This window comes from Thermoactinomyces sp. DSM 45891 (assembly GCF_900119485.1).
Lineage (GTDB): Bacteria > Bacillota > Bacilli > Thermoactinomycetales > Thermoactinomycetaceae > Baia.
In genome coordinates this window covers 520,220-544,898 of the sequence record NZ_FPJZ01000001.1, presented here as the reverse complement: position 1 = coordinate 544,898, position 24,679 = coordinate 520,220, and the positions used below count along the sequence as shown (strand labels likewise).

The following is a 24,679-nucleotide window of genomic DNA, read 5'->3' as shown; positions in this document are numbered from 1 at the left end:
TGGACAGAGTATAGATCGATGCTGAGTGTGCAAAGATCGAAGGAAGGAAGCGAGCTAAGTTGTTTATAGCAGCCAGAGAAGTCCATGACTGGATGGATCAGCATTGTGTAATGGGGATTCAGCCTGGTCTGGATCGTATGAAATGGGTGTTGGCTAGACTCGGACATCCAGAACGCCGATGCAAATGGATTCATCTCGCAGGTACGAACGGAAAAGGTTCCACAGGTGCTATGATTACTTCCATCTTACGAGAAGCTGACTACTCGGTTGGAGTATTTTTATCTCCACATATTTTAGAGTGGAACGAACGAATTCAAGTAGATGGAGTGGGCATTTCAGAGGAATCGTTTGTCCAGTGGAGCAATACGTTGCTCCCTCACCTAGAAGAACTAGTTGCACAAGGAAATGCTCCGTCACCTTTTGAAGTTTGGACGCTTGTTGCGATCTGCTACTTTGCATTAGATGCTTGTCCATGGTTCGTCGTTTGGGAGACAGGACTTGGTGGGCGCTGGGATTCTACCAATGTGGTCCATCCACTTGTATCGGTCATTACAAATATTGGATACGATCATCAGAAGTTCTTAGGTTCTGCGCTACCCGATATCGCTCGCGAAAAGGCAGGGATCATCAAGCGGGGAGTTCCTCTCGTAAGTAGTGTAGAAGAGGGAGATGCCCAATCCGTGATTCATCAGGTTGCAAAAAGTGAGTCGGCTACCGTTTACCAATTACATAAACAGTTTTCCTATGAAATAGAAGAATGTACAACCAATGAGCAAATTTTCTCCTTTACGAGTCCGTATGAAAGACTGACGAATCTTTCTATCGGTTTACAAGGGATTCACCAGTTTCAAAATGCAGCAACAGCACTCATGACGATCGATATTCTTCGTCATAGGTACATAACCGTAGTGGAAGAAGCCCACATTAGAGCAGGACTTGAAAAGGTTCGTTGGGCTGGTCGCATGGAGAAAGTACAGGATCAACCGTTGGTGATACTAGACGGTGCCCATAATCAAGATGGGTTGTTGTCATTAGCAAAATCACTTGCACAGTGGTACCCGCACCAAAAAATCTGTTTTGTGTTGGCTTCCCTACAAGATAAAGAAATAGACATACTACAACCCATTGTAGAACTAGCACACGAAATCATCGTAACGGAAATCCCCAGCTTTCCACGTTCACGTAAAGTAAATGAGCTAGCTACCTTGTTAAAGCCTCATTTCTCTGGCACGATTCAAGCATTCGAAAAGCCAGAGGATGCTGTTCAGATAGCGGTAAATCAAGCAAGCCCGGACGATGTGATCGTCATTACAGGTTCTTTATATCTCGTTTCAGCGGTACGTTCTTATTTTATAAAATCGATTTAAATGTAGAGGTTGGTGATCTAAGTGGAGAAAAAAAGAGTACATTTTATAGGAATCGGTGGGTATGGGATGAGTGCCATTGCACGCGTCCTACTCGATATGGGCTTTCCTGTATCGGGCTCTGATGTAGCGGTGAACTCTTTGGTTGAGCGTTTAATAAAGCGTGGTGCCAAAGTAACAATGGGGCATCAAGCAGAAAATGTACATGGTGCAGATCTAATCGTATACTCTACCAGCATCTCTCAAGATAATGCAGAGATTGAAGAAGCAAAGCGACGAGGCATTGAAGTGATCCATCGCGCACAGATGTTGGCACGACTGTTAAATGATCAAACAGGGATTGCCGTGGCTGGAGCGCATGGCAAGACCACTACATCTTCCTTGATCGCTCAAACACTTGAGATCTGTGGCCAAGACCCGACATACATCATCGGTGGAGAAGTAGTCGGATTAAAAAGTAATGCTAAGGCCGGCGAAAGTAAATTTGTCGTAGCAGAAGCGGATGAAAGTGATGGCTCTTTTCTCGAATACTTCCCGCATATTGCTGTCGTGACCAATATTGAACCCGATCATCTTGAACATTACCAAGGTGACTTTGAAAACTTAAAACAAGCATATCGAGAGTTTTTGAGTCAGGTGCGTCCAGAAGGAGCAGCGATCTTATGCTGGGATGATGAGCATGTAAGAAGTATGGCTGAGCGCGTAAAAGGAAAGTACATTACCTATGGAATTGACCATCCAGATGCCGAGTATCGCGCTGTAAATATTCGTGAGAAGTTTTGTGCGATCACCTTTACCGTGGTTCATCGTGGTCATGAGTTAGGTGATGTGACGATTCGTGTTCCCGGACGTCATAATATCGCCAATGCACTTGCGGTTATGATTACAGCACTCGAACTGGGAGTACAGTTCGAACAAGCAGCGGCGGCTCTATCTGAGTGTCAGGGAGCTAAACGACGTTTTCAGATAATTGATGAGGTAAATGATGTGCTAGTCGTGGATGATTATGCCCATCATCCAACCGAAATCATCACAACACTCAAAGGCGCGAAAGCATCGGGTAAGCGAATTGTTTGTGTATTTCAACCACAACGATATTCTCGTACCTATCATCTGATGCAGGAATTTAGCGAAGCCTTTGGAGAGGCAGATGAGGTTATTATTCATACGCTATATGCACCAGTAGGTGAAAAGCCGATTCCAGGCGTATCGGCAGAGCGTTTAGCGAAGCTGATTGTCGAAAACAGCAATCCAAATACTCGGTTTATAGCCTCCATTCATGGTATTATCAGCTATCTTGCGGAATCAGTGCAGCGAGAAACCTTAGTGATCACCATGGGTGCGGGTGATATTTGGCGAGTGTCCCATGGCTTAGCACCTGAGCTACGTAAGCGATTTGAACAGTAATAGAAATCTACGAAAGTACTATCCATGGGGTAGTGCTTCTTTTCTATAAAAAATAATTGAATATTCATTAGACAGTATTATATTTCTACATTTGCTATGCTATAATTAGTTAAGTAAGTAAAATAAATGTAGGAGGGTTTCTTATGGAAGCATCATTACGTAAAGCCATCCTTTTACACGACATAGCTAAATTAAAATCGAAGGAAGAACAATGGGAACCTTACGCATGGTACAAAGAAATGCGCGAAAAGAGTCCCGTTTTTTATGACTCAGAACAAGATGTATGGAACGTTTTTTTATATGATCATGTAAAGCGTGTTTTATTTGACCACGAATTATTTTCCAGTAGGAGAGAACGTAGCTTAATTCCCGTTCCTCGAAGTGACCAGGACAATGATCGAAATAATGTAAATAATTGTGATCCTCCGCAACACCGCAGTCGTCGTGCGTTGCTCTCAAAAGCGTTCACACCTCGAAGCCTGAATGAATGGAAGCCTCGAATTCAAGCCCTGGCAGACGAACTAGTTGCCGGGTTAGAAGATCAGACAACAGTTGATATCGTACAAAAGCTTGCTGTTCCATTACCGATCATTGTCATTGCCGATTTGCTCGGAGTCCCCTCAAAAGATCGAGGATTATTTAAAGATTGGTCTAACATTTTATTTCTCCCCTATGCCAAGGATTTATATGATGATATAGCGGCCAAAAAAGCACAAACGATGAAGGAGTTTCGAGAATATCTACACCCCATTGTGTTAGAAAAACGACGTAACCCAGCGAGTGACATTCTTTCTGACTTAGTCCAAGCTGAGCTAGAAGGTGAGAAACTAACTGATGAAGAGGTAGTCATGTCGGGGATCGGATTGTTAGGTGCTGGGAATGAAACGACGACCACACTGATTTCAAATACATTTTACGCCATGTTATTTGATAAACCAGAGATTTACCAAGAGTTACGGAAAGACGTGTCACTCACTCCTAAGCTAGTAGAGGAAGCTCTTCGTTTTCGATTTTTAGTCTCCATGGATCGGAGAGTGGCTCAAGATACCACTGTATTTGGGCATGAGATGAAAGAAGGACAGATGGTTGTCGCTTGGATTGCTTCAGCAAACCGAGATGAATCCCAATTTACCCATGCGGAAGAATTTGATATCCATCGATCTGGGAATCAGCACCACCTCACCTTTGGAGCAGGCGCTCATTTTTGCCTAGGTGCACCACTGGCACGCTTGGAAGCGACTCTATTATTTACTTCCTTTGTAAAGCGTTTCTCCAAGATCAGCCCGATAGACGGGATGAAACTAACCGACCATCTAACGGCTTCGGTCACAGGTCAATCTCTGAAGAGCTTACCTATTCACATAGAGAGATAGAGAGTTCACGAACGTAAAGGGCAGCCAAATGAGGTTGCTCTTTTTTAAACCGTTGGGGAGGCCTACGAATATACATGTAGTAGAAATCATACTTCTACACAGAAGTATACAAAGAGGTGAAATAGTGAGGATTCAATGGATCAAGAAAACAAACAATTTCCTTCTCCTACCCCGAAATCCCTATGCACAAAGAAGCTCGCTTCCTGTTACGGTGTCACTTCATTTTGGTTCGTATCGCGACGAGCAATTGGGCTTTTTTTAGTGAAGGAAAAAGAACAAAAATACCATTTAATTGATCGAGATCAGAATGAAAACGTCCTTACGCAAGCCGAGCTACATCCACTATTAGAAAAACTACAAACCATGGATTATATTATCCAACAAGACATCCTTCCAGCTCGCAAAAATTTTTCCGTTGATTTCCGTGTCATTATGCAGAAGGGGAAGCTAAAACAATGGACATGTATTGGGATTCTCGCCCGAATAGGATCGAGAGGAAGTATCACGTCTAACTTCCGAGAAAAGGGTCAATTAAGAAAGGGAGCCGTAGCATTGAAAAAAATGTTCTCCGCTTCGAATCAAGAAATCAAGGTGATGGAAGAAAAGATAAAAGAGGTTTGTAAACAAGCGTGCCAAGTAATTGACGAGCACGGTTTGTTTGGAGACGTGGGTCTGGACATTTCTGTGGATAGCGAGAAGCGAATCTGGCTTCTAGAGATTAATAAGTACCATGATCTTTATATGCCTTTGTATATTAAGAATAATCATCAAATGTTTGATCAAGTGATGACGAATCCTCTTGAATATGCAAAGTCGTTGGCTGGATTTGATACTAGAGAAAAGAAGTAGCCCTTCAGTGAAGAGTCTACTTCTTTTGTATGAATGAAAGGATGAGTTCTAATGAATATCTCGTTTCTTAAAGTTTCCACCTTGGATATCATGAATATTCCCAACAGCGAGGAATGCTTGTGGATCAATATCTTCCACGATTGATTTCAGTTTCGCTTCTTCTAGACGAGTAATGACACAGAAGATGACTTTTTTCTCTTCTCCTGTAAAGGCGCCTTCGCCATTTAGGTACGTAACGCCTCTCCCTAATCGGTTCAAGATTGCATCCCCAAGTAATTTTGGGTTATCGCTAATAATCCAAATAGACTTCGTTTCATTGAAACCCTCGATGGTGACATCAATTGCTTTATAGGCAATAAAGTAAGCCATCAATGAGTACATAGCACGATCCCATGAAAAGACGAATCCAGCACTCCCTAGAATAAATAGATTGATAAACATTACGGTTTGGCCAACGGATAAAGGAATCCGTTTGTTAAACACAATGGCTAAGATCTCTGTTCCATCCAAAGATCCACCATATCGAATGACTAGCCCCACACCTACACCTAAGATCATTCCACCAAATACAGCAGCGAGTAACGGATCTGAAGTTAAAGGTTGTACAGGATGCAACAAATTTGTGCCAATAGACATTACGATGACACCAAAGATTGAAGAGATGGTAAACGTTTTTCCAATTTGTTTGTAGCCGAGGAAAAAGAACGGAATATTTAATACAAACAGAAGAATCCCTAAGTTTAGACCAGATAAGTGCGACAACATGATTGAGATTCCGACAACGCCACCATCAATAACTTGGTTTGGCACTAAAAAGATCTCCAAACCAACAGCCATCAAAACAGCACCTAAGAAAATTAAGATACCTCGTTTACATAAAGCTAATGTAGATAGTTTTTTATGGTCTTTGGGTGTTGCCTCCGGAGTTGGTTGTGGTTGTTTCAATACAGCTTCCATTTATCTACTCCTCTCTAATCGGTGTTATGGGAGAGATCACCTTGTACCATCTGAACTTTATCGATGAAAACTCTTCCATCTTCAATCCCAAAAGTGATGTAATCACCTTCTTTTAATTTCAAGCACTCTCGAACTTCTTTAGGTACAGTCACTTGGCCCTTTGAGCTGATGCGATATACATGCATAAAATCACCTTCAGGATTGATTTTTTTATTTCTTTACTTCCTTACATTTATTATAACATAAAATAGAAAGGAGTCATTCTCGTATTTTACGTAGAATGACTCCTAAGTTTTTCCTTCTATATTCACAATCGTATTCAAGTTAGATCCCACCTCTTTCTTTTCCAATCCATACATTAAATACAACTTCGAATACCGTTTTTAGCACTGTCATCCAGTTCATCAAGCTCACCTCCGTTTTGTTTTTGTTTATATTGATATTTTAATCCATCCTCCTATTTCCTCCCATTTGTTTTCCTTTCACTTGTATTACTCTTTTGTAAGAGAAATACAGGTTGGATGAAAGATTGTCCATCAAAAATGGAATCTTACTAACGAGTAAGATTCCTGCGAGCAAATGTAAGATAGCAGTCATTCAGATATGGTGAAATGGTATCTATACTTGAGATAACAAGGGAATAATGAATAGCAGAAAAGGAGTATGAAAATGAAGAAAAAGATGATCTGGTTCTTAGTAGTTACGATTGCTTTTGTAGGTGTTGGATTTGGAGTGAAACGGTATATAGAGGGACCTCCACAATCGGTAAATGGAATTTTGGTATCAGGTACGAAAGAAAACATAGATGCGGTAAAGAAATTGTACAAGTCTGAAACGAAGCAAACAGCTGATTATCAATATAAAGTAGTGAAGGTTGAAGAGAGACAAGCGGATCCTAACAAGGGACAACCTTTTTATGTAGTCATTAGTAAATCGACTGCGAAAAAGTTCATAGAAAAAGGAATTATGAGGAAGCGACAAGATCCAGATAGCGGCATGATTGTATCAGATCCATTAAGTGAACTGAAAGAATTATCTAGTTCGGACAACTTGTTATTCAAGAGAATAGCAACAGATCAAAATATCAAGCTAAATGACCTAGAGGTATCCGTCAAACATATAAAACATCAGGCTTGGATTGGATATAGCCCAGAGAATGTCATTATTTTAGGGGATGATCTTTACAATAAAGTACAAGCAAAAGAAATGGACATGTCACTCGTTCAGTTTTCAAAGGAGAAGTTTGACTACAAAAATAAGGAAGATGTTAAGAATTTATTAAAAGACATAGCAAAGGTTTATAAAAATGGTTATGTCTATGGTGTTGACAGTTTTAAAGATAGTCCGGATAAAGATGGTCTGGATATGATTGATTTTGTAGATGTGCCTAAATAGGTGATTCATTTCAATGGGGAGAGGATGAGAAGATGGAAATCGTTCGGTTGGAGCAAGTGATGAAAAAATACGGGGATGGGGATGCTGAGGTTACGGCATTAAAAGAGATTAATCTTTCCATTCATAAAGGTGAATTTGTCACGATAGTCGGGGCATCAGGATCTGGTAAGAGTACGTTGCTTCATATATTGGGCGGTCTCGATCGTCCTACCTCGGGTAAGGTGTTTATCGGAGAACAAAACATCTATGATTATAGCGATCAAGAACTTTCCATCTTTCGTAGAAGAAAAGTCGGCTTTATCTTCCAATTCTTTAATCTTGTTCCCGTATTAGACGTGCAGGAAAATATCGCTTTGCCTGCTTTACTGGATGAGCAACATGTAAATGACTCATATCTAGATGAACTAATTCGGCTCTTAGGATTAGAGGAACGTCGAAATCACCTTCCCTCTGAATTATCGGGTGGACAACAACAGCGTGCATCTATTGGCAGAGCACTAATGAATAAACCAAGTATCATTTTAGCCGATGAGCCAACCGGAAATTTGGACACCCAAAACACGAAAGAAGTGCTCGATTTACTGAAGATAACGGCAAAAAAATATAACCAAACCGTGATTTTAATTACCCATGACCCTACTATCGCGGCAAATTCAGATCGCATTATTACGATGGAGGATGGGATGATTATTTCCGATCAACTACTGGTTCATCCATCGTCCTAGGTTTGGAGGGAGAAACGATTTGATTCGAAGTTATAAGAAGTTAAGCCAAAAATATATCAGAAGCTATTGGAAACGAACCAACTTAACGTTGTTAGGAATTGTGCTAGCAGTCGCTTTAATTACGACGATTGGATTATTTTTTAATGGTGCATATTATACACAAATTGAAAGTGCAAAGGATCAAGCGGGAGTCTCCTACCATGTGGATATATCTCACTATGATCAAGTGATCTTAGATAAAGTTAGCCATAACCCGAACGTCGCTTCTTATGGAACGATGTCCCAAGGAGAGATTTTTCAAGTAGGAAAGGATTTTGTCTCGTATCGTTATGCAGATTCTCGTGCGTTAGAGTTACTGAAGCCGGGTTTGTTGCAAGGAAATATGCCTGCTAATTCACAGGAAGCGGCGATCGAAAGCTGGATTCTCTCCTCTATTCAACCTGATTTGAAATTAGGGGATACCTTTTCCTTTAAAAAGAAAACATATAAATTAGTGGGAATCCTAGCTAACCAAGAATTTACCCAAGAAGAGCGAAAGGGCACTTTATTAACGATGCAAGATCAGTTTAAAGTAGGTGAAGGAAATCTACTGATTGAACTGCACTCGAAATCGAATATCAGACAAGTCGCGAACCAGTTTCAAAATCTAGCAGGCGAGGAAAATACGAAGGTTAATGAGACTCTCATTCAAGCCTTGCAACCAGATAAAGCTTTAATGGTCGTACCTGCAATTGCAATTGGAATTGTTATGATTTCAACGATTGTCGTGATCTATAATGCTTTTCAGATCAGTATTACGGAGCGTCTGAAACAGTTTGGATTACTTAGGAGTATAGGAGCGACTCAAAAACAGATTCGGAAGATAGTATTGCGAGAGGCAACATTCTTTTCCATCATAGCGATCCCAATTGGGGTCTTCCTCAGCATCTGTTCTGTCGTTGTGTTCAGATGGATATTGACTAGCCTAGGGCAAAATATGAAAATCGTCATTCCGATTGAAGGATGGATTATCGGACTTTGTTCATTCATCTCACTGTTGACGGTTTATCTTGCTAGCTTTTGGCCCGCCTTTCTGGCAGGAAGAATTTCACCGCTTCTCGCGATTAGTAGTAGGCAAGCGATCAAAAAAGAGACCATCAAACGAAATAAAAAAACCACGGTAAGGAATTTTTTCTCAGTTCCTTTAAGTATGGCGTTAAAAAATAGTAAGAGAAGCCCAGGTAGGTATTCGGTTACGATCTTATCTATCATTATTAGTAGCATTCTATTTATTACCTTTTCCTCACTGATGGGAATTGCTTTTCAGTCTAAACAAACGGAAATGTCCGCTTTAAGAATGGATGTAGCAGTAGAATCAAAGACTTATTCACCTATGGACATGGAACCCATATTACAGAAGTTAAACCAAGTCAGTAACATAACAAAGATTTATAAGCAGTATAAGAAACAAGCTTTTTATACAGAAATGCCGAGTGACAAGCAAATTAAATCATTACAAGGTGGTTCCTTATATACAGAAGTGAATCATAAAGGAAAACGCATGGACATGATTCATTCATCAGTCAAGGCATACGATGATTTGTCATTACAAGAATTGAAAAAATCTGTGATCTCGGGTCATATTGATGTGAACCAATTAAAGCGGGATAAAGCAGTGATTTTAGTGGAACAGGCAGCTATTCGCAATACGAAAACACAGAAGCCTTATCTCGGACCTCTCAGCAAATATAAAGTAGGGGATTCCATCCGTGTACAAAAACCATCACAGCAGGAAGAGGATCGTGATGAATTAACCTACGATGAAAAAAAGATGGAAACAGTAGAGATTGTGGCAATCGTCAAAGCTGATATATTGGATAAAGAACGATCTGAATCGTTCACCTTGATTAGCAGTGAGCAAGGAATGACTTCATTAGCAAAAACGCCTGTCAAACCAATTGGTTTGGGAGTCGAGCTAAAAGATCAATCGAAAAATCTAGTAACCGTTACGAAAATGAAAGAAGCTCTATCAGGTGAAGGATTACAATCAGTTAAAGTGGTTGACAATATTGATCAAAATCAAAAGCAAGAAGCCTATATCGTAACGATCAAAGTACTGGTATACGGTTTTATCGCAGTTATCACCCTAATTGGGAGTGTAAATATCCTAAATACGGTTACCATCAGTGTTATGATGAGGAGAAAGGAGTTAGCTGCTCTAAAATCGATTGGTATGTCGCAACGAGATATGAAAAAGATGGTGACCTATGAAGGACTTGTGTATGGCTTCTTTGGGGGACTTCAAGGAATCTTTTTCGGTTGTCTACTTAGCTATATTATCTATATCGCTTTAGCAAATAGGGTCGAGATGGGCTGGACCATTCCTTATCGGGATTGCATTATCGTATTTGTCGCAGCGCTTGTCATTAGCTATTTATCCATCTTGGGACCACTGAGAAAAATTTCAAAAGATAATCTTATTGATGTGATTCGAGAAGAATAACATCGGAGACATGGCTTATGAAGAGTGAGTCATGTCTTTTCTTTTACATTTGTTTTTTCTTTTTTCATCGGGTATAGTGGCTTTACTCAAGTGTTGAAATAGTGAGGGTGAAAGATGGATAAAATCCTATTTGTTGAAGATGATGAATCTCTTGGTCTGGCGATTGAATTTTCGTTAAAAAGTGAAGGATTTGATGTGACAAGAGTAACAACTGTAGCCGAATCTAAACTTCATTTTCAAAAAGAGTCCTTTGATGTAGCGATTTTAGATATAGGATTGCCAGATGGCAACGGTTATGATTTGTGTACCTATCTGAAATCTCAAAGTAACATCCCTATTATTTTTTTGACTGCTCTAGACGAAGAGGCAAATGTAGTGATGGGCCTAGAAATGGGTGGTGATGACTACGTTACGAAGCCATTTCGATTACAAGAGTTACTATCTCGAGTAAGAGTACAATTGCGGAAGAAATTAACTACTTCCGTAACGGAGTTAATATCGAGCAGTATTAAGGTGGAGGTGGAGTCAACAAAGGTTTTTAAAGATGCGACCCCTGTGTCCTTAACTAATTTAGAGTACAAGCTTCTTCTTACATTGATGTCAAATGCTCATAGAACGATGCAAAGAGATGAAATACTAGAGAAGATTACGACTGGTGACGAGGTTTTTTTCGATGAAAATACGCTTTCTGTATACATCAGACGATTAAGGAGCAAAATCGAGGATGATCCTAAAAATCCAGCTTGTATTGTTACCCAAAGAGGTCTTGGCTATCGTTGGGATCAAGATGTCATAGAGTCTGTACGAAGCATTCCTAGCTAGAAAGAGGATAGAAATGAAAAATTCGGAGATAAAGACGAGTCTTGGTTTTCTAACCGTGATCTTGCTCTTATTTGTAGTGTATCAAACGATTATGTTGCAATCATTTTATAGCGATTTAAAGCGCGATTATATCAATACTTGGAGTGGGATTACGGGGAAGCTTGTAGAGAAAAACCCAGAAAATGAAAGTGAAATCATGCATATTCTATCAGGGAAAGAAAAGGAGTTTAACCCATATATCACTATTGGGAAAGACTTATTAAATCAGTATGGTATATCTGAAGATGTACCTTTGGATCTATTTCCCTACTTAAATCAACATATTTCAGACTATAACCAACTTATTTTTTGGGGTCTAGGACTCCTTTGTATCACACTCCTGCTGGTTAACTTGATACAATACAAATCCTTTTTCGATAAGATCAAGCAATTTATTTCGGCTGCTGATCAGATCGTGGAAGGGAATTATGAAGTAGTGATGAATGAAAATAGAGAAGGGGACTTAGCTAGATTAGCGGTGTCGTTTCAATCGATGAAAGAAGTAATACGAAAGAATATGCATGATTTATTTGCTGAGAAAACATTTCTCGTTCAGACTCTCCACGATCTCTCACATCAACTAAAAACACCCCTCTCCACACTAATGGTGAATAATGATATCTTGCTACATGGAAAATGCTCTCTTGAACAATGTCAAACGTTTATTCAGAGTAATCAAGTTCAGCTTTCTAGAATGAATGACCTGATCCACAATGTACTAAAGGTAGCGAAAGTAGATGCTAGAGCGATTGCTTTTGATAAAGAGAAAATCAATCTTGTTGAGACGATTTATGAAACAATTGATATCTTACAAAGTAAATGTCGTGAGAAAAACATCACGATCGATTTAGATGCGGCGGACGAGATCGTTGTTTCCCATGATCGAATTTGGATTCAAGAAGCACTGATCAATATCTTAAAAAACTCCATCGAACATTCTAATCTAGATAGCCAAATTTGTGTTCAGGTGAGAGATACTCCTATTCACACAGAGGTTATGATTCAAGATTTTGGAGAAGGAATTGAGCGTGACGACCTACCTCATATATTTGAGAGGTTTTATAAAGTAAAGCACTTCAAGAAGCGTGATTCGATTGGAATCGGATTAGCACTTGCTAAGTCAGTCATCGAAGCTCATGATGGATTTATTCGAGTGGAGAGTAGGCGGTTTGAGTTTACTAGATTTACGATTACCTTTTTGAAGTATTGACCCTCGTGAATCGAGGGATTTTTTATGTGATTATGTGGAAAATATATTTAGGCAGTCCGAGAAAGATATCTACTAAAAAATAACTTCTTTGAAAAAACTTTACAACAGATCTAAATAATCGATATAATATAAAGTAGGTTATGAAAATATAGAATAGGGTGAAAAAAATGAAAGAAGCATGCAAGAAGCTATGGTTGAAAAGTGGGATCTTAGTGGTGTCTGGGTTGATGGCTATGTCTGGTTTTCATATCATTCCACAAGCATTTGCTGCATCCGATTCAGGGGAATCTGTGGTTACGAAAGGTTCTGGAAAACATGTTCGGTATATGATTACTCAATTCAAGAGAGATGTGACGGGAGATAGAGTAAAGGATGTAATCACACTAATCGGTCAAAAAGAGTTTCCACAGGATGGCTGGAATGAAAAGCTATATCTTCGAGTGGTTGATGGGAAAAGTCACAAAAGGACACAAGTAGAAGTGGGGAATGGCGGATATGAGCCAAGTTTGAGATTTGGAGACTTCAATGGTGATCGTATAACAGATATCCGGGTACATATTTTCTCTGGAGCAACAGGCCACAGCCCTATTGAAAATTATTACTACACAGTCGATAAGGGCAGTTTATCTGAAATAAAATGATGTTAGTTAGACAAGCTCTTCTGAAGCACGATCAGAAGAGCTTGTTTTAGCTTGCTCTAATGCAGAGGGAGCTTTTTTAAATTATATCCAGGTTAGAAGTCATTTCGATACACCAAACTGGGGATGTTGTGTACACCAGTACCCCTTTTTGCTCATATGTAAAATGTATTTGACATATGAAAGTACATGTATTTTAATAGAATATGTAAAACATAATTTACATTTTAAGGACTGAGGTAGAGGAGATGAAAAACCGCATTCATGAACTGAGAAAGGCTAGACAAATTTCACAAGAACAGTTAGCTAAACTGTGTGGTGTTAGTAGACAAACAATTAATGCTATTGAAAATGACAAATATGATCCAAGTCTTGAGTTAGCCTTTAAACTAGCAAATAAGTTAGATGTTTCAGTAGATGAGCTTTTCATCTATAAAAAGGGGAGATAAATTTGGTATACATAGTTTTGATTATCGTTTTTATGGTTGCTTCTTTTTTAATTAATTATCTTTCAACGGAGAGTTCCCCGATTAAGGGCGGAGATGAAAGGCAAAAATTCATTCGTCAAAAGGCTACTGCTGGTAGTTGGAACACTATAATGATTTGTTGTTTATTGAAGTATGTATCGAGTTTACCTTATATGAGAGACTGGATGGGTATCGATGTTAACACAAAGCCTGTATTGTCTGAATTCTATTTAGACAAGGGGTTAGACATTATCATAATCGGTCTAATCTCATATGCAATAAACTATCAGCTTACGAAAAAAATCGTAAGTTAAGGTAACAAGATTCACAAATAGGAGAGAGCAATGATACGTTGCCTGGATCGGCTACAGTAAGTTAGACAGAAAAAATAAGGTCAGTTTCAACAGGTGAAACGAGGAGAATGATCTATGTCCAGAAAGGCAAGACGTACTTTTACACCCAAGTTTAAAGAACAAATGATGCAACTATATCAAAATGGCAAGCCAAGAAAAGATATTATTGAGGAGTATGAACTAACTCCCTCTTCTTTGGATAAGTGGATTCATCAGAGCCAAAATAGCGGTTCCTTTCCGAGAGAAGGACAATCGAACCAATGAAGAAAATGAACTGATTCAAATGCGTAAAGAACTCCAACGCTTATGAATGGAAAATGATATTTTAAAGCAAGCAGCGCTGATCATGGGACGAAAGTAAGAGTGATCAGGGAAAACCGGCACAAATACTCAGTATCATCAATGTGTGACGTCCTACAAATCCCTAGAAGTACTTATTACTATGAAAAGAAGCACCAGATATCTAAGGATCATGCGATCACGCACGTGATCGTTGAAATCTTTCAAAAGAGCAGACAAACCTATGGAACACGTAAAATAAAAGTTGAGCTCAAGAAGCAGGGATTCATCGTTTCCATACTGACCGTGGGAGTGAATTCAATAATCGACTGATTGATGAAGCTTTGACAACTTTCCAGATTCAACGGTCGTTGAGCCTGAAAGGCTCACCACATGATAATGCTGTTGCCGAAGCAACGTTTAAGCTCATCAAAACAGAGTTTGTCAATGGTGCAAGCTTTAAATGCCTACAGCATCTATCTCGGGAATTACTTGATGATGTTCACTGGTTTAACAACATCCGTATTCATGGCACTCTAGACTATTTAACTCCTGTTGAGTATAAATCCAAACACCTTAAAAAATTGTCTAGTTTTCTGTTGACAGTCCAGGACTTGTATAGCGATGAATGAGATTGATATAGTACAAACATAGTCTTGAATAAAATCACTACTTATTTAGTAGGCAATTCTTCCCCTTTGAGGAGGTCATCTTTTTGATGGAAGAGATGTTTTTGATTAGAGTTGGAGATAGTTTTAATGCTACAGATGATGATAATATCTGGGACTTCATTTTAGACTCGTACAAAGGTCCTGATACGCAAGAAGAGTATGTAGATTGGAATATTATTGATTTTGCAGAGATCACAGAACAAGATAAAGAGAAGTACAGAATTGATACCAACTCGGATGAGATCCTTACAATTTTGGCATCGGTTCATGACGAAGCAGAGGAATTGATTGGCTCGACAATCTTTAAAATTGAGAGAAGAAAGAGGGTTTCTCCTGAAATATGGACGATCTTGGATGTACAGCAGGGGAGTGAGGAGACGGAAAATCTAGTCCCGATTGATAAAGAATGGTTAGATTCGCTCAATGATGCTTCAAATTGAACGTTCGACTGTAAGTTGGATTCATTTTCGTACATTGGGGTAATGGTTTGGATCGAAGTTAGAAGGTGATTCAATATGAAGAAGAGGTTTAAGAATCGAAACAAATCATTACAACAATTTGGATATGAATTTTTGGTTGTGTGTCCATCCTGCCGCCAATGTGCAAAGATCATCACTCTAGAAGATACGGATCCACGTTCACTAGGAGCGAAACGAAGGTTATTTTGTACTCATTGTGGTCACAACAAAGAGCTAGTTCCAAAGGGAAATCATTATCGCTATGATATTGGAATTAGCACCCCACGTCATTGGAGAGGGGATAATAGGGAATTCAAAAAAACATGTTCTATGCATCCACGCCGTTGGCTAAAGGGTACAGGTCGGATAGGGGAGACCTTTGATATACAAATAGGTGGCCCATTTGATTGGTATTTTGGTATTCCTGTATACCTTCAAGCTAATTGTTGCGGTCACAAGTTATGGGCGTATAATCTCGAACATCTAGAGTACATAGAAAGGTATGTCGAAGCTGAGTTAAGGGATTCCAATTCTGCTAATCGAAGCATAGAGAGTAGATTACCAAAGTGGATCAAGAGTGCTAGAAATCGAGAACGTATTCTTACATGTATTGAACAAATGAGGCGCTCTTTAGTCGCAGGATCAAAATAAGGTAACAGTGGGGTATTGATATCTTCATCTGGATCGAAGGGAGGATGGGCTGAATGTGTCGCTGGTCTCAATCAAAAGACCGTTGATGAGTGTATGTATAGAGCTAAAATCTAAATGACCGAATATGAACGAGATAAAGCTTACCGTAAACGATCCACCAGATGACTAGTAAATGCAGGGATAATCGTAACCACTCGTTTAATCACAAACCTTAGCCCACTAATCAAATTTGTAAATAGTATTTGTTCGCCCCTCTAGCTTATTAATGCAGAGGGAGCTTTTTTAAATTATGTTCACTCATGATTTAACTCTATATGTCTTTTTGGTTAATATATGATTTTGAAATATCTTATCATGTCATACCCTAATACAAAGTAATCATATATGTATTATAAGCATTTGTATCGAATGGAGGGATGATATGAATCGTTTGATTACCTTTATTATCGTGGGGTTCTTTGCTCAGCTTGTGGATGGTGCGCTAGGGATGGCGTATGGGGTGACGTCGAGTTCATTATTATTGCTGTTCGGGATTGCGCCAGCGATTGCATCTGCATCTGTGCATATGTCTGAAGTGGTGACAACGGCGGCTTCTGGGGTTTCGCATATCCGTTTTGGAAATGTAGATAAGAAAACGGTTCTTCGTTTGATTTTGCCGGGTTCAATTGGGGCGTTTATGGGTGCCTGCTTTTTAAGTAATCTACCTGGCGAATTGGTGAAACCGTATGTTGCGATGTTTTTATTTTTACTAGGTGCCTATGTTCTATTTCGGTTTTCATTTGTTCGTTTTAAGCAGAATATGAACCTGTCAAACCGAACTCCTAGTAAAAAACTACTCGTCCCCCTAGGGTTTATCGCAGGATTTGCAGATTCTACAGGTGGTGGTGGCTGGGGCCCGCTTGCTACGCCTGTCTTGATGGCGCGAACGGAACTGGAACCACGAAAAGTAGTAGGTTCCGTAGATACCAGCGAATTTGCCATAGCTTTCTCTGCTACATTAGGCTTTTTGATCTCACTCGGATGGGAGCAGTTTCACTGGGAGTGGGTGTTAGCCCTGATGATTGGAGGAGTCATGGCAGCCCCCATTGCCGCTTGGTTAGTACGACTCATCCCTGCCCCTATATTAGGAGTCCTAGTAGGTGGACTCATTATCATGACCAATCTAAAAACGTTATTCAGTGTTTTTAGCATCAGTTCATCTAATATTCAAAACTATACCTACTCGCTTTTTGGTGTGGTCTGGCTTGTTGCTGGGTTTTATACGATTCTGCGTTATCGGAAATATAGGAAACAAGTACTGGATGAAGAACAAAAAAGTCATCCAACAAATGGATGACTTTGTACAATGAAATCCGATCTTCTGTCGGAATCTACTATACAGACAAATCCTTCGTCCACAAGCTCATGTCCTCAAATTTGTCATGTATATTGCAATTTTTTGTTAATCTACCCGTATACTCGTAGCCAAGTTGATGAAATGCCATATTCATTCCAAACGAAAGAGATCTTGCTAATGAGTATACGCAAAAAATACTTCTTTTTTTTAGCTCACTTTCAAGTGAAAGAATTAAATTCTTGATAAATCCATGCCGACGATGTTCTGATAATGTAGCGCAATCCGTTATCTCTGCATTGTTATAGGTCGTATTTAATTCTGCAGAAGCGGCACTTACAATTTGATCTTCGCTTTCAACCACATAAAAAATGGTGCCGTTTTTAATCGCATTTCGAACGTATGTTTCATCATTCATTGGAGTTGGATAAAATTGAAAAATAGTGTTGTACAAGTCTGCTAGTTGCTCTGCATCCTCTTCTATTGCTAAACGCATGTGATAGTTACTTGAAAACTCTTTGGGATCCGATGTCATGGGGTGGGTTTGCACTTTTTGTAGGATCTCATTTTCTTTTATCCAATGGTCACTGGTTCGCCTCTCAAGACTAAAATAAAGGGCTACGCTATATGCATCACTTCCGTTAAAGTATCCTTTAAAGATCCCTTCTAACATGTAACCTCTGGACACAAAGGATTGCCAGTCCTCACTTCTTGCTTTCACAAAAACTTTAGTAAAGTGGTATTGCTTGGCAATTTCTTCAATACGTTTCATGATTGAGAAAACATTTCCCCTGTAATCATCTACACGAAGTCGATCACCCGCTGGGTCAACATAAATTTGTACTGTAAAATCTAAGCCTGTCTCAACTCGATTTTCGACATGCATAGGTGTATCGATCATGACTCTCACTTCCTTCCTTTATTGGACCATATCTTTGTTCATCACATTACCCGCTTCCAACTTTTCTGCTAATGAAAATGCAGTATCTTGCCCAACGCTCCGAATGAGGCTAAGAGGAATTTTCTTGCCAAATATGAACCGCATCCTATATTTAGGTTAATACACCTTTTCGGGGGCTTGGGCAAAAACTGCCGTGATGGAACCAAATCAAAAACTGAAAAAAAAGACCTGTTGGCTTCAGGTCACATGCTACTAACAATGCAAACACTTTTTAATAGCATGTGTTTACAGATATGATATTATATTCAGAAATATTATATCTTATTTCAATGTGGCAGTCAATATTTAGTTTACCTTTTATTCTTCACAACACTAAAACCTTTGTTCCCAACTAATTAAGCTTTCATTAAGAGACAATTGTAGAGTTCCTACCATTCTGATATACTCAACTGGAACCAATGTAAACTTAATATAAGTAGATAGTTTACATTGGATTGGGAGGTAGGAGCATGTCACAGAGCTATCAAGAACTACTAGAGAAAAATGAGAAGTATCTTTGGAATCCATTCACGCAAATGAAGGAATATTTACATGATAACCCAATCATTATTGAACGTGGCCAAGGGGTCAAGCTAATCGATGTACGAGGAAACGAATACTACGATGGAAATGCTTCCGTCTGGCTAAATGTGTTCGGTCATAATCGAAAAGAGCTAAATGAAGCGATTCAACAGCAACTAGAGCACATTGCTCACTCTACCCTATTGGGAATGGCAAATGTACCATCTATTTTATTAGCAGAGCGACTTGTTCAGCTTGCTCCGGATCGCTTACAAAAAGTTTTTTACTCGGATAGTGGAGCAGAGGCGGTTGAAATCGGATTAAAGATGGCGTTTCTCTATTGGAAGCATCGCGGGAGACCCGAGAAGCAGACGTTTCTCAGTATGAAAAATGCGTACCATGGTGATACCGTGGGGGCGGTCAGTGTAGGGGGAATTAGCACGTTTCATCAAGCCTTTGATCGATTGCTGTTCCCAACTGAAAAGGTTTCGTATCCATATCCGTATCGTTTTTCTGGAACCGTGGAGGAATGTAAACAGAGTTGTCTAGATGAATTAGAGCAGGTACTAGAAGATAAATCAGATCAGATTGCAGGTCTAATTGTAGAGCCTATGGTGCAAGGGGCAAGTGGGATTATCGTGATGCCAGATGGTTTTCTCGCTGAGGTAGAAAAGTTGTGCCGTCAATATGATGTTCTCCTTTTAGTAGATGAAGTGGCTACCGGATTCGGCCGGACAGGGAAGATGTTTGCCTGTGAACACGAAGGAATTCAGCCCGACATCATGATGGTAGGAAAGAAACTAACGGGTGGATATCTTCCTGTCGCGGCGACTCTTACTTCGGATGAAATCTATGATGCCTTTTACGGGGATCATGCAGAAGGAAAAACCTTTTTCCATGGCCATTCCTATACAGGAAATCAGCTTGGATGTTCGGTAGCGCTTGCGAGCCTCGAACTTTATGAGCGTGAGCATATGGTTGAGCATGTTCAAGAAGTAAGTAAGTCGTTATCGATTTGGTTAAAAGAGTTTGAAGGGCTTTCTCATGTGGGAGATGTTCGACAATTGGGACTGATCGTAGGTATAGAGTTAGTGCGAAATAAGGAAAGCAAAGAGCCGTATGACTTTGAAGAGGCGATCGGGGTACGGGTTTGTAGACGAGCGAAGGAATTAGGATTAATCACTCGTCCACTTGATGCCGTGATTACTTTAATCCCACCGCTCATCACGACAAAGGAAGAGTTAAGAGAGATGCTTACGATTTTATATCAGGCTATTTCTGAGGTTACAGAGGGGTGAGCAAAGGAATCTTTATTACGGCGACAGGAACAGGGATCGGGAAGACTGTGATCACAGCTGGTTTGGCGCTTGCACTACGGGATTATGGCTTTGATGTAGGGGTACTAAAACCTGTGCAAAGCGGACATGCCCTCGATTCTCCCGAAAGTGATGGGATGGTGCTAAAAAAATTAGCTGAGATAACAGCTCCCATTGAAGAAATCGTTACCTATAGCTTTCGTGAACCAGTAGCACCCCAATTAGCGGCAGAGATAGTGGAGATCGAAATAGATCGTATGCGAATTCTGCAACATGTCGAACGGCTAAGAGCAAGGCATGATGTGGTATTGGTTGAAGGTGCTGGTGGACTAATGGTTCCAATACGACATGATTACAGTGTTGCAGACTTAGCGAAAGAGATCGGCTGGCCACTTCTGATTATAGCGCATCCGCTTCTCGGTACAGTGAATCATACCGTGCTAACGACCCTTGTTGCCAGACAGATGGGGCTACATCCGATGGGTGTCATCTTAAATGGTCTCCGAGAAACCGACGAAGATCCAAGTGTTGCGCACAATTCCCGTTTTATTGAACAGATGGCCCAGATCCCCGTTTTAGGAACGGTTCCATGGCTAGGAGCGGATCTATCATCTCATACGATAAGGCAAGCCATGAGACAGAATGTGAATATGACAGAATTGATCGAGTGGATTGATTCATGAGGAGGAGCAAATATGTTAACGATCACATCTACAAATTGGGAACGATACGCTGATAAAGCACTACAGGGAGAACTTCTAACTATGGAAGAAGCATTATCCATCCTAGATGCAGAGGATTCTCAGCTACTTCCCTTACTACAAGCCGCTTTTCGAGTTCGGTATCATACCTTTGGCAGAAAGGTAAAACTGAACATGATTATTAACGCTAAGAGTGGATTTTGTCCAGAAGATTGTGGCTATTGTTCCCAATCGATCGTTTCCGATGCGCCGATTGAGAAATATACGATGATGAAAAGAGATGTTCTCGTCGCTGGTGCGAAAGAAGCGTTGGCTCGAAAGGCAGGAACCTATTGTATCGTAGCAAGTGGCCGTGGCCCTACTGAACACGAGCTAGAGGAAGTGATTGAAGCAGTAAAAGAGATTAAACAAGATTTAAAGATGAAAGTGTGCGCTTGCTTAGGAATCTTACGAAATGATCAAGCGGAGAGACTGAAAGCGGCAGGCGTCGATCGTTATAATCACAACTTGAATACAAGTAAAGATCATTTCTCTAATATCACGACCACTCACAACTATGATCATCGGGTGCAAACCATCGAACAAGCAAAAACAGTTGGAATGTCTCCGTGTTCGGGTTGTATCGTGGGGATGGGAGAGACTCGGGAGCAAGTGGTTCAGATAGCTTATGCTCTGAGGGAGCTTGATGCAGATTCCATCCCTGTAAACTTTCTTCATTCGATTAAAGGAACGCCGCTAGAAGATACACAAGATTTAGATCCACGTTACTGTTTGAAGGTGTTAGCTCTAATGAGATTTATCAATCCAAGTAAAGAAATCCGGGTTTCTGGGGGCAGAGAAGTGAATCTGCGCCATTTGCAACCACTCTCCCTCTATCCTGCAAATGCGATCTTTGTGGGGGACTACCTGACGACGGAAGGACAAGCCTCTTTAATAGATCATCAGATTATTGAAGATTTGGGATTTGAGATTGAAGAATGCGCGCTGTAAACCATTGGGACCATTGGATTGAAGAAGAATTGGGGCGTATGGCGGAACAGGATTTAACACGTGAATTGAGAGTAGTCACGGAATCTGCGCAACCGGTATGTTTGCATGAAGGGAAATCATTGCTTAATCTTTCTTCCAATAATTATCTAGGCTTAGCAGGTCACCCTCAATTGGCTGATGCGATTAGGCAAGCGATAGAACGGGGGGCGGGTGCAGGGGCTCCTTCTTCCCGTTTAATTGTGGGGCATGAGGAAGAGACAGCTCGACTAGAATCGGAATTAGCGAACTGGCAAGAGTCCGAAGCTACATTGGTTTTCGGCAATGGTTATATGGCAAATCTGGGTGTTTTGTCTTCGTTATTAGGGAGAGGAGATGCGGTATTTAGCGATCGGTTTAATCATGCTAGTATCGTGGATGGGATTCGTCTTAGTGGTGCGACCCACTATCGGTATCGTCATCGAGATGTGGACCATTTGGAGACCCATTTGAAAAAGGCGGATCAAAAAGGGATCGGGCGAAAGGTAATCGTAACAGATGCGGTGTTTAGTATGGATGGAGATCTCGCACCCCTTCAGGAAATCGTTTATCTAAAAGAGCGCTATGGTGCGGCCTTATTTGTGGATGAGGCTCATAGTGTGGGAGTGATTGGGGCACAAGGGAGAGGTTTGGCTCACGAGCTAGGTATTGCCGAGCAAGTGGATTTGCACATGGGGACATTTAGTAAAGCGTTTGGCGTATATGGAGCTTATGTGGCGGGAAGAAGGGAATGGATTCGCTATCTCATTCATACGGCTCGTAGTTTTATCTATACGACAGCGCTTTCCCCAGTGATCATTTCAGCCATCCGTCGCTCTTTGCAACTGGTGCAACAGGGGGATTTACTACGTCAAGACCTGGCGAGAAAGTGTCTCTATTTTCGTGAAGAGCTTTCTCAATGTGGATTTAGGCTCACCCACTCTATGACACCGATCATTCCGATTGTGCTAGGGGAGAGTTCGACTACACTTCAGTTTAGCCGCCGATTAGTCGAGTGCGGAATACTGGCTGTGGCGATCAGACCACCGACTGTTCTTCGAGGAGAAGCACGGGTTCGGTTTTCCTTGATGGCAAGTCATCGAGACGGGGATGTACAAGAAGCGATTCGTAAGATTGGTCAAATTGGACATGAATGTAAGGTGATTACATGAGTAGAAAAGAGCATGCATTTTTATGGATCTCGGGCTGGTCGGTTCCGGAAGGGATTTGGGAGCCATTTCATGGGGAGTGGCCTGATTATCATCATGTTACGCTCTCATTTTGTCATTGTGAACAGGTAGAGCACGTGATGGAACAGGCGATCCAAACATTGGGGAAGATGGAAGAAGATGAAGTAACAGTGGTGGGGTGGTCTTTAGGAGCGATGGTTGCTTTGGAGCTGACTCTTCGTTTTCCTGGGCGGATCAATTGCCTTTTTCTCATCGGTGGTGTGGCTGATTTTATGAAGCAGGGTCATGATGATATAGGATGGGATGAACGTGTACTTAGAAGGATGAAAAAGCAACTATGTTCGAATAGACAGGAAGTGATTCGTTCATTTGATCAAAAAATGTTTTCGTTGCTTGAACATGAGGATGGATGGGGAAAGAGATGGCAGGAGGTGTTTCGGAAGCATCTGCCTTCCCTCGCCTCTTTACAAGCAGGGCTTGATTTTTTACGAGAATTTTCACTTCGCGGTCGAGGGAAGGAGATTTTGACCCCTGTTTTTCTATTGACGGGATCGAAAGATGATATCTGTCCTACCACGGCGACATTGAATCTAGCAAAACAACTTCCTAACGCGGATTGTACGATTTGGACTGAGAGCGGCCATGCTTGTTTTTGGACGCAAAAGGAGCGTTTTCAGCAGTGGATAAAGGAGTGTCTACATGGAGAGCATTCGTAAAGCCAAAGTAGCGAATCGTTTCAATCGTTCCGTTTTGACATATGATCAACAGGCAAAGGTGCAGAAGCAGATGGCCCATCAATTGATTAAACTTCTCTCGTATAGGAGAAATCCAGTAGAGAGAATCTGTGAAATTGGTTGTGGCACGGGGTATTTAACTAGTCTCCTTATTGATCGATATCCATATGCAGAGATCGTGGCCATCGATCTAGCTCCTAGAATGATGGAAGTGGCAAAAGAAAAAGTGAAAAGCCCTCATGTTCATTGGATCGCAGGGGATGCAGAAGAGTTTAAACAGCTAGTTTCTGGCTCCTTTGATCTCATTATCTCCAATGCGACGATTCAATGGTTAACGAATCCAAAGAGTACTGTGCATTCGTGGGCAGAAGCGCTTAAACCTACTGGATGGCTAGTCTCTTCTACATTCGGGCAAGACACTTTTCGAGAGTTAGCGACTACCTTCCAAAAAATAGAAAAAGAACTCCTGATTGAATCAAGTCAGCATCGTCTACTGATGCATTCATTGGAGAAATGGCAAGAGGTATGGAAACAAGCTGAGCTGACGATGTTAGAGGGAATAGAGGATTGGAAACGGATTCCGTATTCTAGTTGTCGGGATTTTTTACAAAGTATTAAGGAGACCGGAGCCAATTATAGTGAAACGAAACCATCATTATCCGTATATCGAAAACTACTCCCACGAGTGATGGACCAATATGATCAAATCTATCAAATGGGATCAGGTGTATATGCAACGTATCATTTGATGTATCTAGTAGGGCAAAAGATAGGATAGTGTAGACCGAGATACGGATA

23 protein-coding genes and 1 pseudogene are annotated in these 24,679 nt (G+C 40.6%); 21 read left to right on the top strand and 3 right to left on the bottom strand.

Going from position 1 to position 24,679, the window contains the following annotated elements; translation table 11 throughout:
- The first annotated feature begins 59 nt into the window (after positions 1-59).
- The 4 genes from BT147_RS02760 to BT147_RS02745 all read left to right on the top strand — a co-directional run bounded on the left by BT147_RS02760 (position 60) and on the right by BT147_RS02745 (position 4,993).
- Entirely contained in the window at positions 60-1,367 is a 1,308-nt protein-coding gene (locus tag BT147_RS02760) for a bifunctional folylpolyglutamate synthase/dihydrofolate synthase (RefSeq protein WP_083426310.1), read from the top strand.
- Between the two features lie 21 nt (positions 1,368-1,388).
- A complete protein-coding gene (gene murC / locus BT147_RS02755) occupies positions 1,389-2,771 on the top strand; it encodes a UDP-N-acetylmuramate--L-alanine ligase (protein ID WP_072330654.1) in 1,383 nt (460 codons plus the stop codon).
- Between the two features lie 143 nt (positions 2,772-2,914).
- The gene (locus BT147_RS02750) at positions 2,915-4,144 is read left to right on the top strand and encodes a cytochrome P450 (RefSeq protein WP_072330652.1); all 1,230 of its coding nucleotides are present in this window, start codon (positions 2,915-2,917) and stop codon (positions 4,142-4,144) included.
- A 135-nt stretch (positions 4,145-4,279) separates the two neighbouring features.
- Positions 4,280-4,993 (top strand): YheC/YheD family protein, encoded by a 714-nt coding sequence (locus tag BT147_RS02745; RefSeq protein WP_072330650.1) that lies wholly within the window; start codon positions 4,280-4,282, stop codon positions 4,991-4,993.
- Positions 4,994-5,041: 48 nt separating this feature from the next.
- On the opposite strand, the gene BT147_RS02740 is transcribed toward BT147_RS02745, so the two are convergent.
- Together BT147_RS02740 and BT147_RS02735 are read right to left on the bottom strand one after the other, a co-directional pair.
- The gene (locus BT147_RS02740; RefSeq protein ID WP_072330648.1) at positions 5,042-5,950 is read right to left on the bottom strand and encodes a YitT family protein; all 909 of its coding nucleotides are present in this window, start codon (positions 5,948-5,950) and stop codon (positions 5,042-5,044) included.
- Positions 5,951-5,964: 14 nt separating this feature from the next.
- On the bottom strand, positions 5,965-6,135 hold the full coding sequence (locus BT147_RS02735; protein WP_072330646.1) for an AbrB/MazE/SpoVT family DNA-binding domain-containing protein: 171 nt from the start codon (positions 6,133-6,135) through the stop codon (positions 5,965-5,967).
- Positions 6,136-6,619: 484 nt separating this feature from the next.
- Here BT147_RS02735 and BT147_RS02730 point away from each other — a divergent pair, with 484 nt between their 5' ends.
- The 11 genes and pseudogenes from BT147_RS02730 to BT147_RS02670 all read left to right on the top strand — a co-directional run bounded on the left by BT147_RS02730 (position 6,620) and on the right by BT147_RS02670 (position 17,476).
- Positions 6,620-7,345 (top strand): lipoprotein BA_5634 family protein, encoded by a 726-nt coding sequence (locus tag BT147_RS02730; protein ID WP_072330644.1) that lies wholly within the window; start codon positions 6,620-6,622, stop codon positions 7,343-7,345.
- 32 nt (positions 7,346-7,377) lie between these two features.
- Entirely contained in the window at positions 7,378-8,070 is a 693-nt protein-coding gene (locus BT147_RS02725) for an ABC transporter ATP-binding protein (protein WP_072330642.1), read from the top strand.
- A 19-nt stretch (positions 8,071-8,089) separates the two neighbouring features.
- On the top strand, positions 8,090-10,552 hold the full coding sequence (locus BT147_RS02720) for an ABC transporter permease (RefSeq protein ID WP_072330640.1): 2,463 nt from the start codon (positions 8,090-8,092) through the stop codon (positions 10,550-10,552).
- A 114-nt stretch (positions 10,553-10,666) separates the two neighbouring features.
- A complete protein-coding gene (locus BT147_RS02715) occupies positions 10,667-11,374 on the top strand; it encodes a response regulator transcription factor (RefSeq protein ID WP_072330638.1) in 708 nt (235 codons plus the stop codon).
- A gap of 13 nt (positions 11,375-11,387) precedes the next feature.
- On the top strand, positions 11,388-12,623 hold the full coding sequence (locus BT147_RS02710; RefSeq protein ID WP_072330636.1) for a sensor histidine kinase: 1,236 nt from the start codon (positions 11,388-11,390) through the stop codon (positions 12,621-12,623).
- Between the two features lie 167 nt (positions 12,624-12,790).
- Entirely contained in the window at positions 12,791-13,264 is a 474-nt protein-coding gene (locus BT147_RS02705) for an FG-GAP repeat domain-containing protein (protein WP_072330634.1), read from the top strand.
- A gap of 245 nt (positions 13,265-13,509) precedes the next feature.
- Complete coding sequence (locus BT147_RS02700; protein WP_072330632.1) at positions 13,510-13,710, top strand: helix-turn-helix transcriptional regulator; 201 nt, start codon at positions 13,510-13,512, stop codon at positions 13,708-13,710.
- Positions 13,711-14,156: 446 nt separating this feature from the next.
- A pseudogene (locus BT147_RS02685) lies at positions 14,157-14,992 on the top strand (IS3 family transposase).
- 86 nt (positions 14,993-15,078) lie between these two features.
- The gene (locus tag BT147_RS02680; protein WP_072330627.1) at positions 15,079-15,471 is read left to right on the top strand and encodes a hypothetical protein; all 393 of its coding nucleotides are present in this window, start codon (positions 15,079-15,081) and stop codon (positions 15,469-15,471) included.
- 75 nt (positions 15,472-15,546) lie between these two features.
- Positions 15,547-16,140: a hypothetical protein gene (locus BT147_RS02675; RefSeq protein WP_072330626.1), complete on the top strand. Its 594-nt coding sequence runs from the start codon at positions 15,547-15,549 to the stop codon at positions 16,138-16,140.
- Positions 16,141-16,561: 421 nt separating this feature from the next.
- Positions 16,562-17,476, top strand: a complete 915-nt coding sequence (locus BT147_RS02670) for a sulfite exporter TauE/SafE family protein (protein WP_072330624.1) — start codon at positions 16,562-16,564, stop codon at positions 17,474-17,476.
- A 37-nt stretch (positions 17,477-17,513) separates the two neighbouring features.
- Here the strand turns inward: BT147_RS02670 and ablB are convergent, their stop codons facing one another.
- Positions 17,514-18,374 (bottom strand): putative beta-lysine N-acetyltransferase, encoded by an 861-nt coding sequence (gene ablB, locus BT147_RS02665; protein ID WP_072330622.1) that lies wholly within the window; start codon positions 18,372-18,374, stop codon positions 17,514-17,516.
- A 509-nt stretch (positions 18,375-18,883) separates the two neighbouring features.
- Between ablB and bioA the strand changes: the two genes are divergently transcribed.
- Genes bioA through bioC form a run of 6 tightly spaced genes read left to right on the top strand, consistent with a single transcriptional unit; the run spans position 18,884 to position 24,659 of the window.
- On the top strand, positions 18,884-20,233 hold the full coding sequence (gene bioA / locus BT147_RS02660; protein WP_083426309.1) for an adenosylmethionine--8-amino-7-oxononanoate transaminase: 1,350 nt from the start codon (positions 18,884-18,886) through the stop codon (positions 20,231-20,233).
- Positions 20,230-20,934, top strand: coding sequence for a dethiobiotin synthase (gene bioD / locus BT147_RS02655; protein ID WP_072330610.1), 705 nt, complete (start codon positions 20,230-20,232; stop codon positions 20,932-20,934). The genes bioA and bioD overlap by 4 nt, the downstream gene beginning before the upstream one ends.
- A gap of 12 nt (positions 20,935-20,946) precedes the next feature.
- Positions 20,947-21,942: a biotin synthase BioB gene (gene bioB, locus BT147_RS02650; protein WP_072330608.1), complete on the top strand. Its 996-nt coding sequence runs from the start codon at positions 20,947-20,949 to the stop codon at positions 21,940-21,942.
- The gene (gene bioF, locus BT147_RS02645; RefSeq protein ID WP_072330606.1) at positions 21,930-23,129 is read left to right on the top strand and encodes an 8-amino-7-oxononanoate synthase; all 1,200 of its coding nucleotides are present in this window, start codon (positions 21,930-21,932) and stop codon (positions 23,127-23,129) included. The genes bioB and bioF overlap by 13 nt, the downstream gene beginning before the upstream one ends.
- Entirely contained in the window at positions 23,126-23,863 is a 738-nt protein-coding gene (locus BT147_RS02640; protein WP_072330604.1) for an alpha/beta fold hydrolase, read from the top strand. Before bioF ends, BT147_RS02640 begins: the two co-directional genes overlap by 4 nt.
- Complete coding sequence (bioC, locus tag BT147_RS02635) at positions 23,847-24,659, top strand: malonyl-ACP O-methyltransferase BioC (RefSeq protein WP_072330602.1); 813 nt, start codon at positions 23,847-23,849, stop codon at positions 24,657-24,659. Before BT147_RS02640 ends, bioC begins: the two co-directional genes overlap by 17 nt.
- The last annotated feature ends 20 nt before the right edge of the window (positions 24,660-24,679 follow it).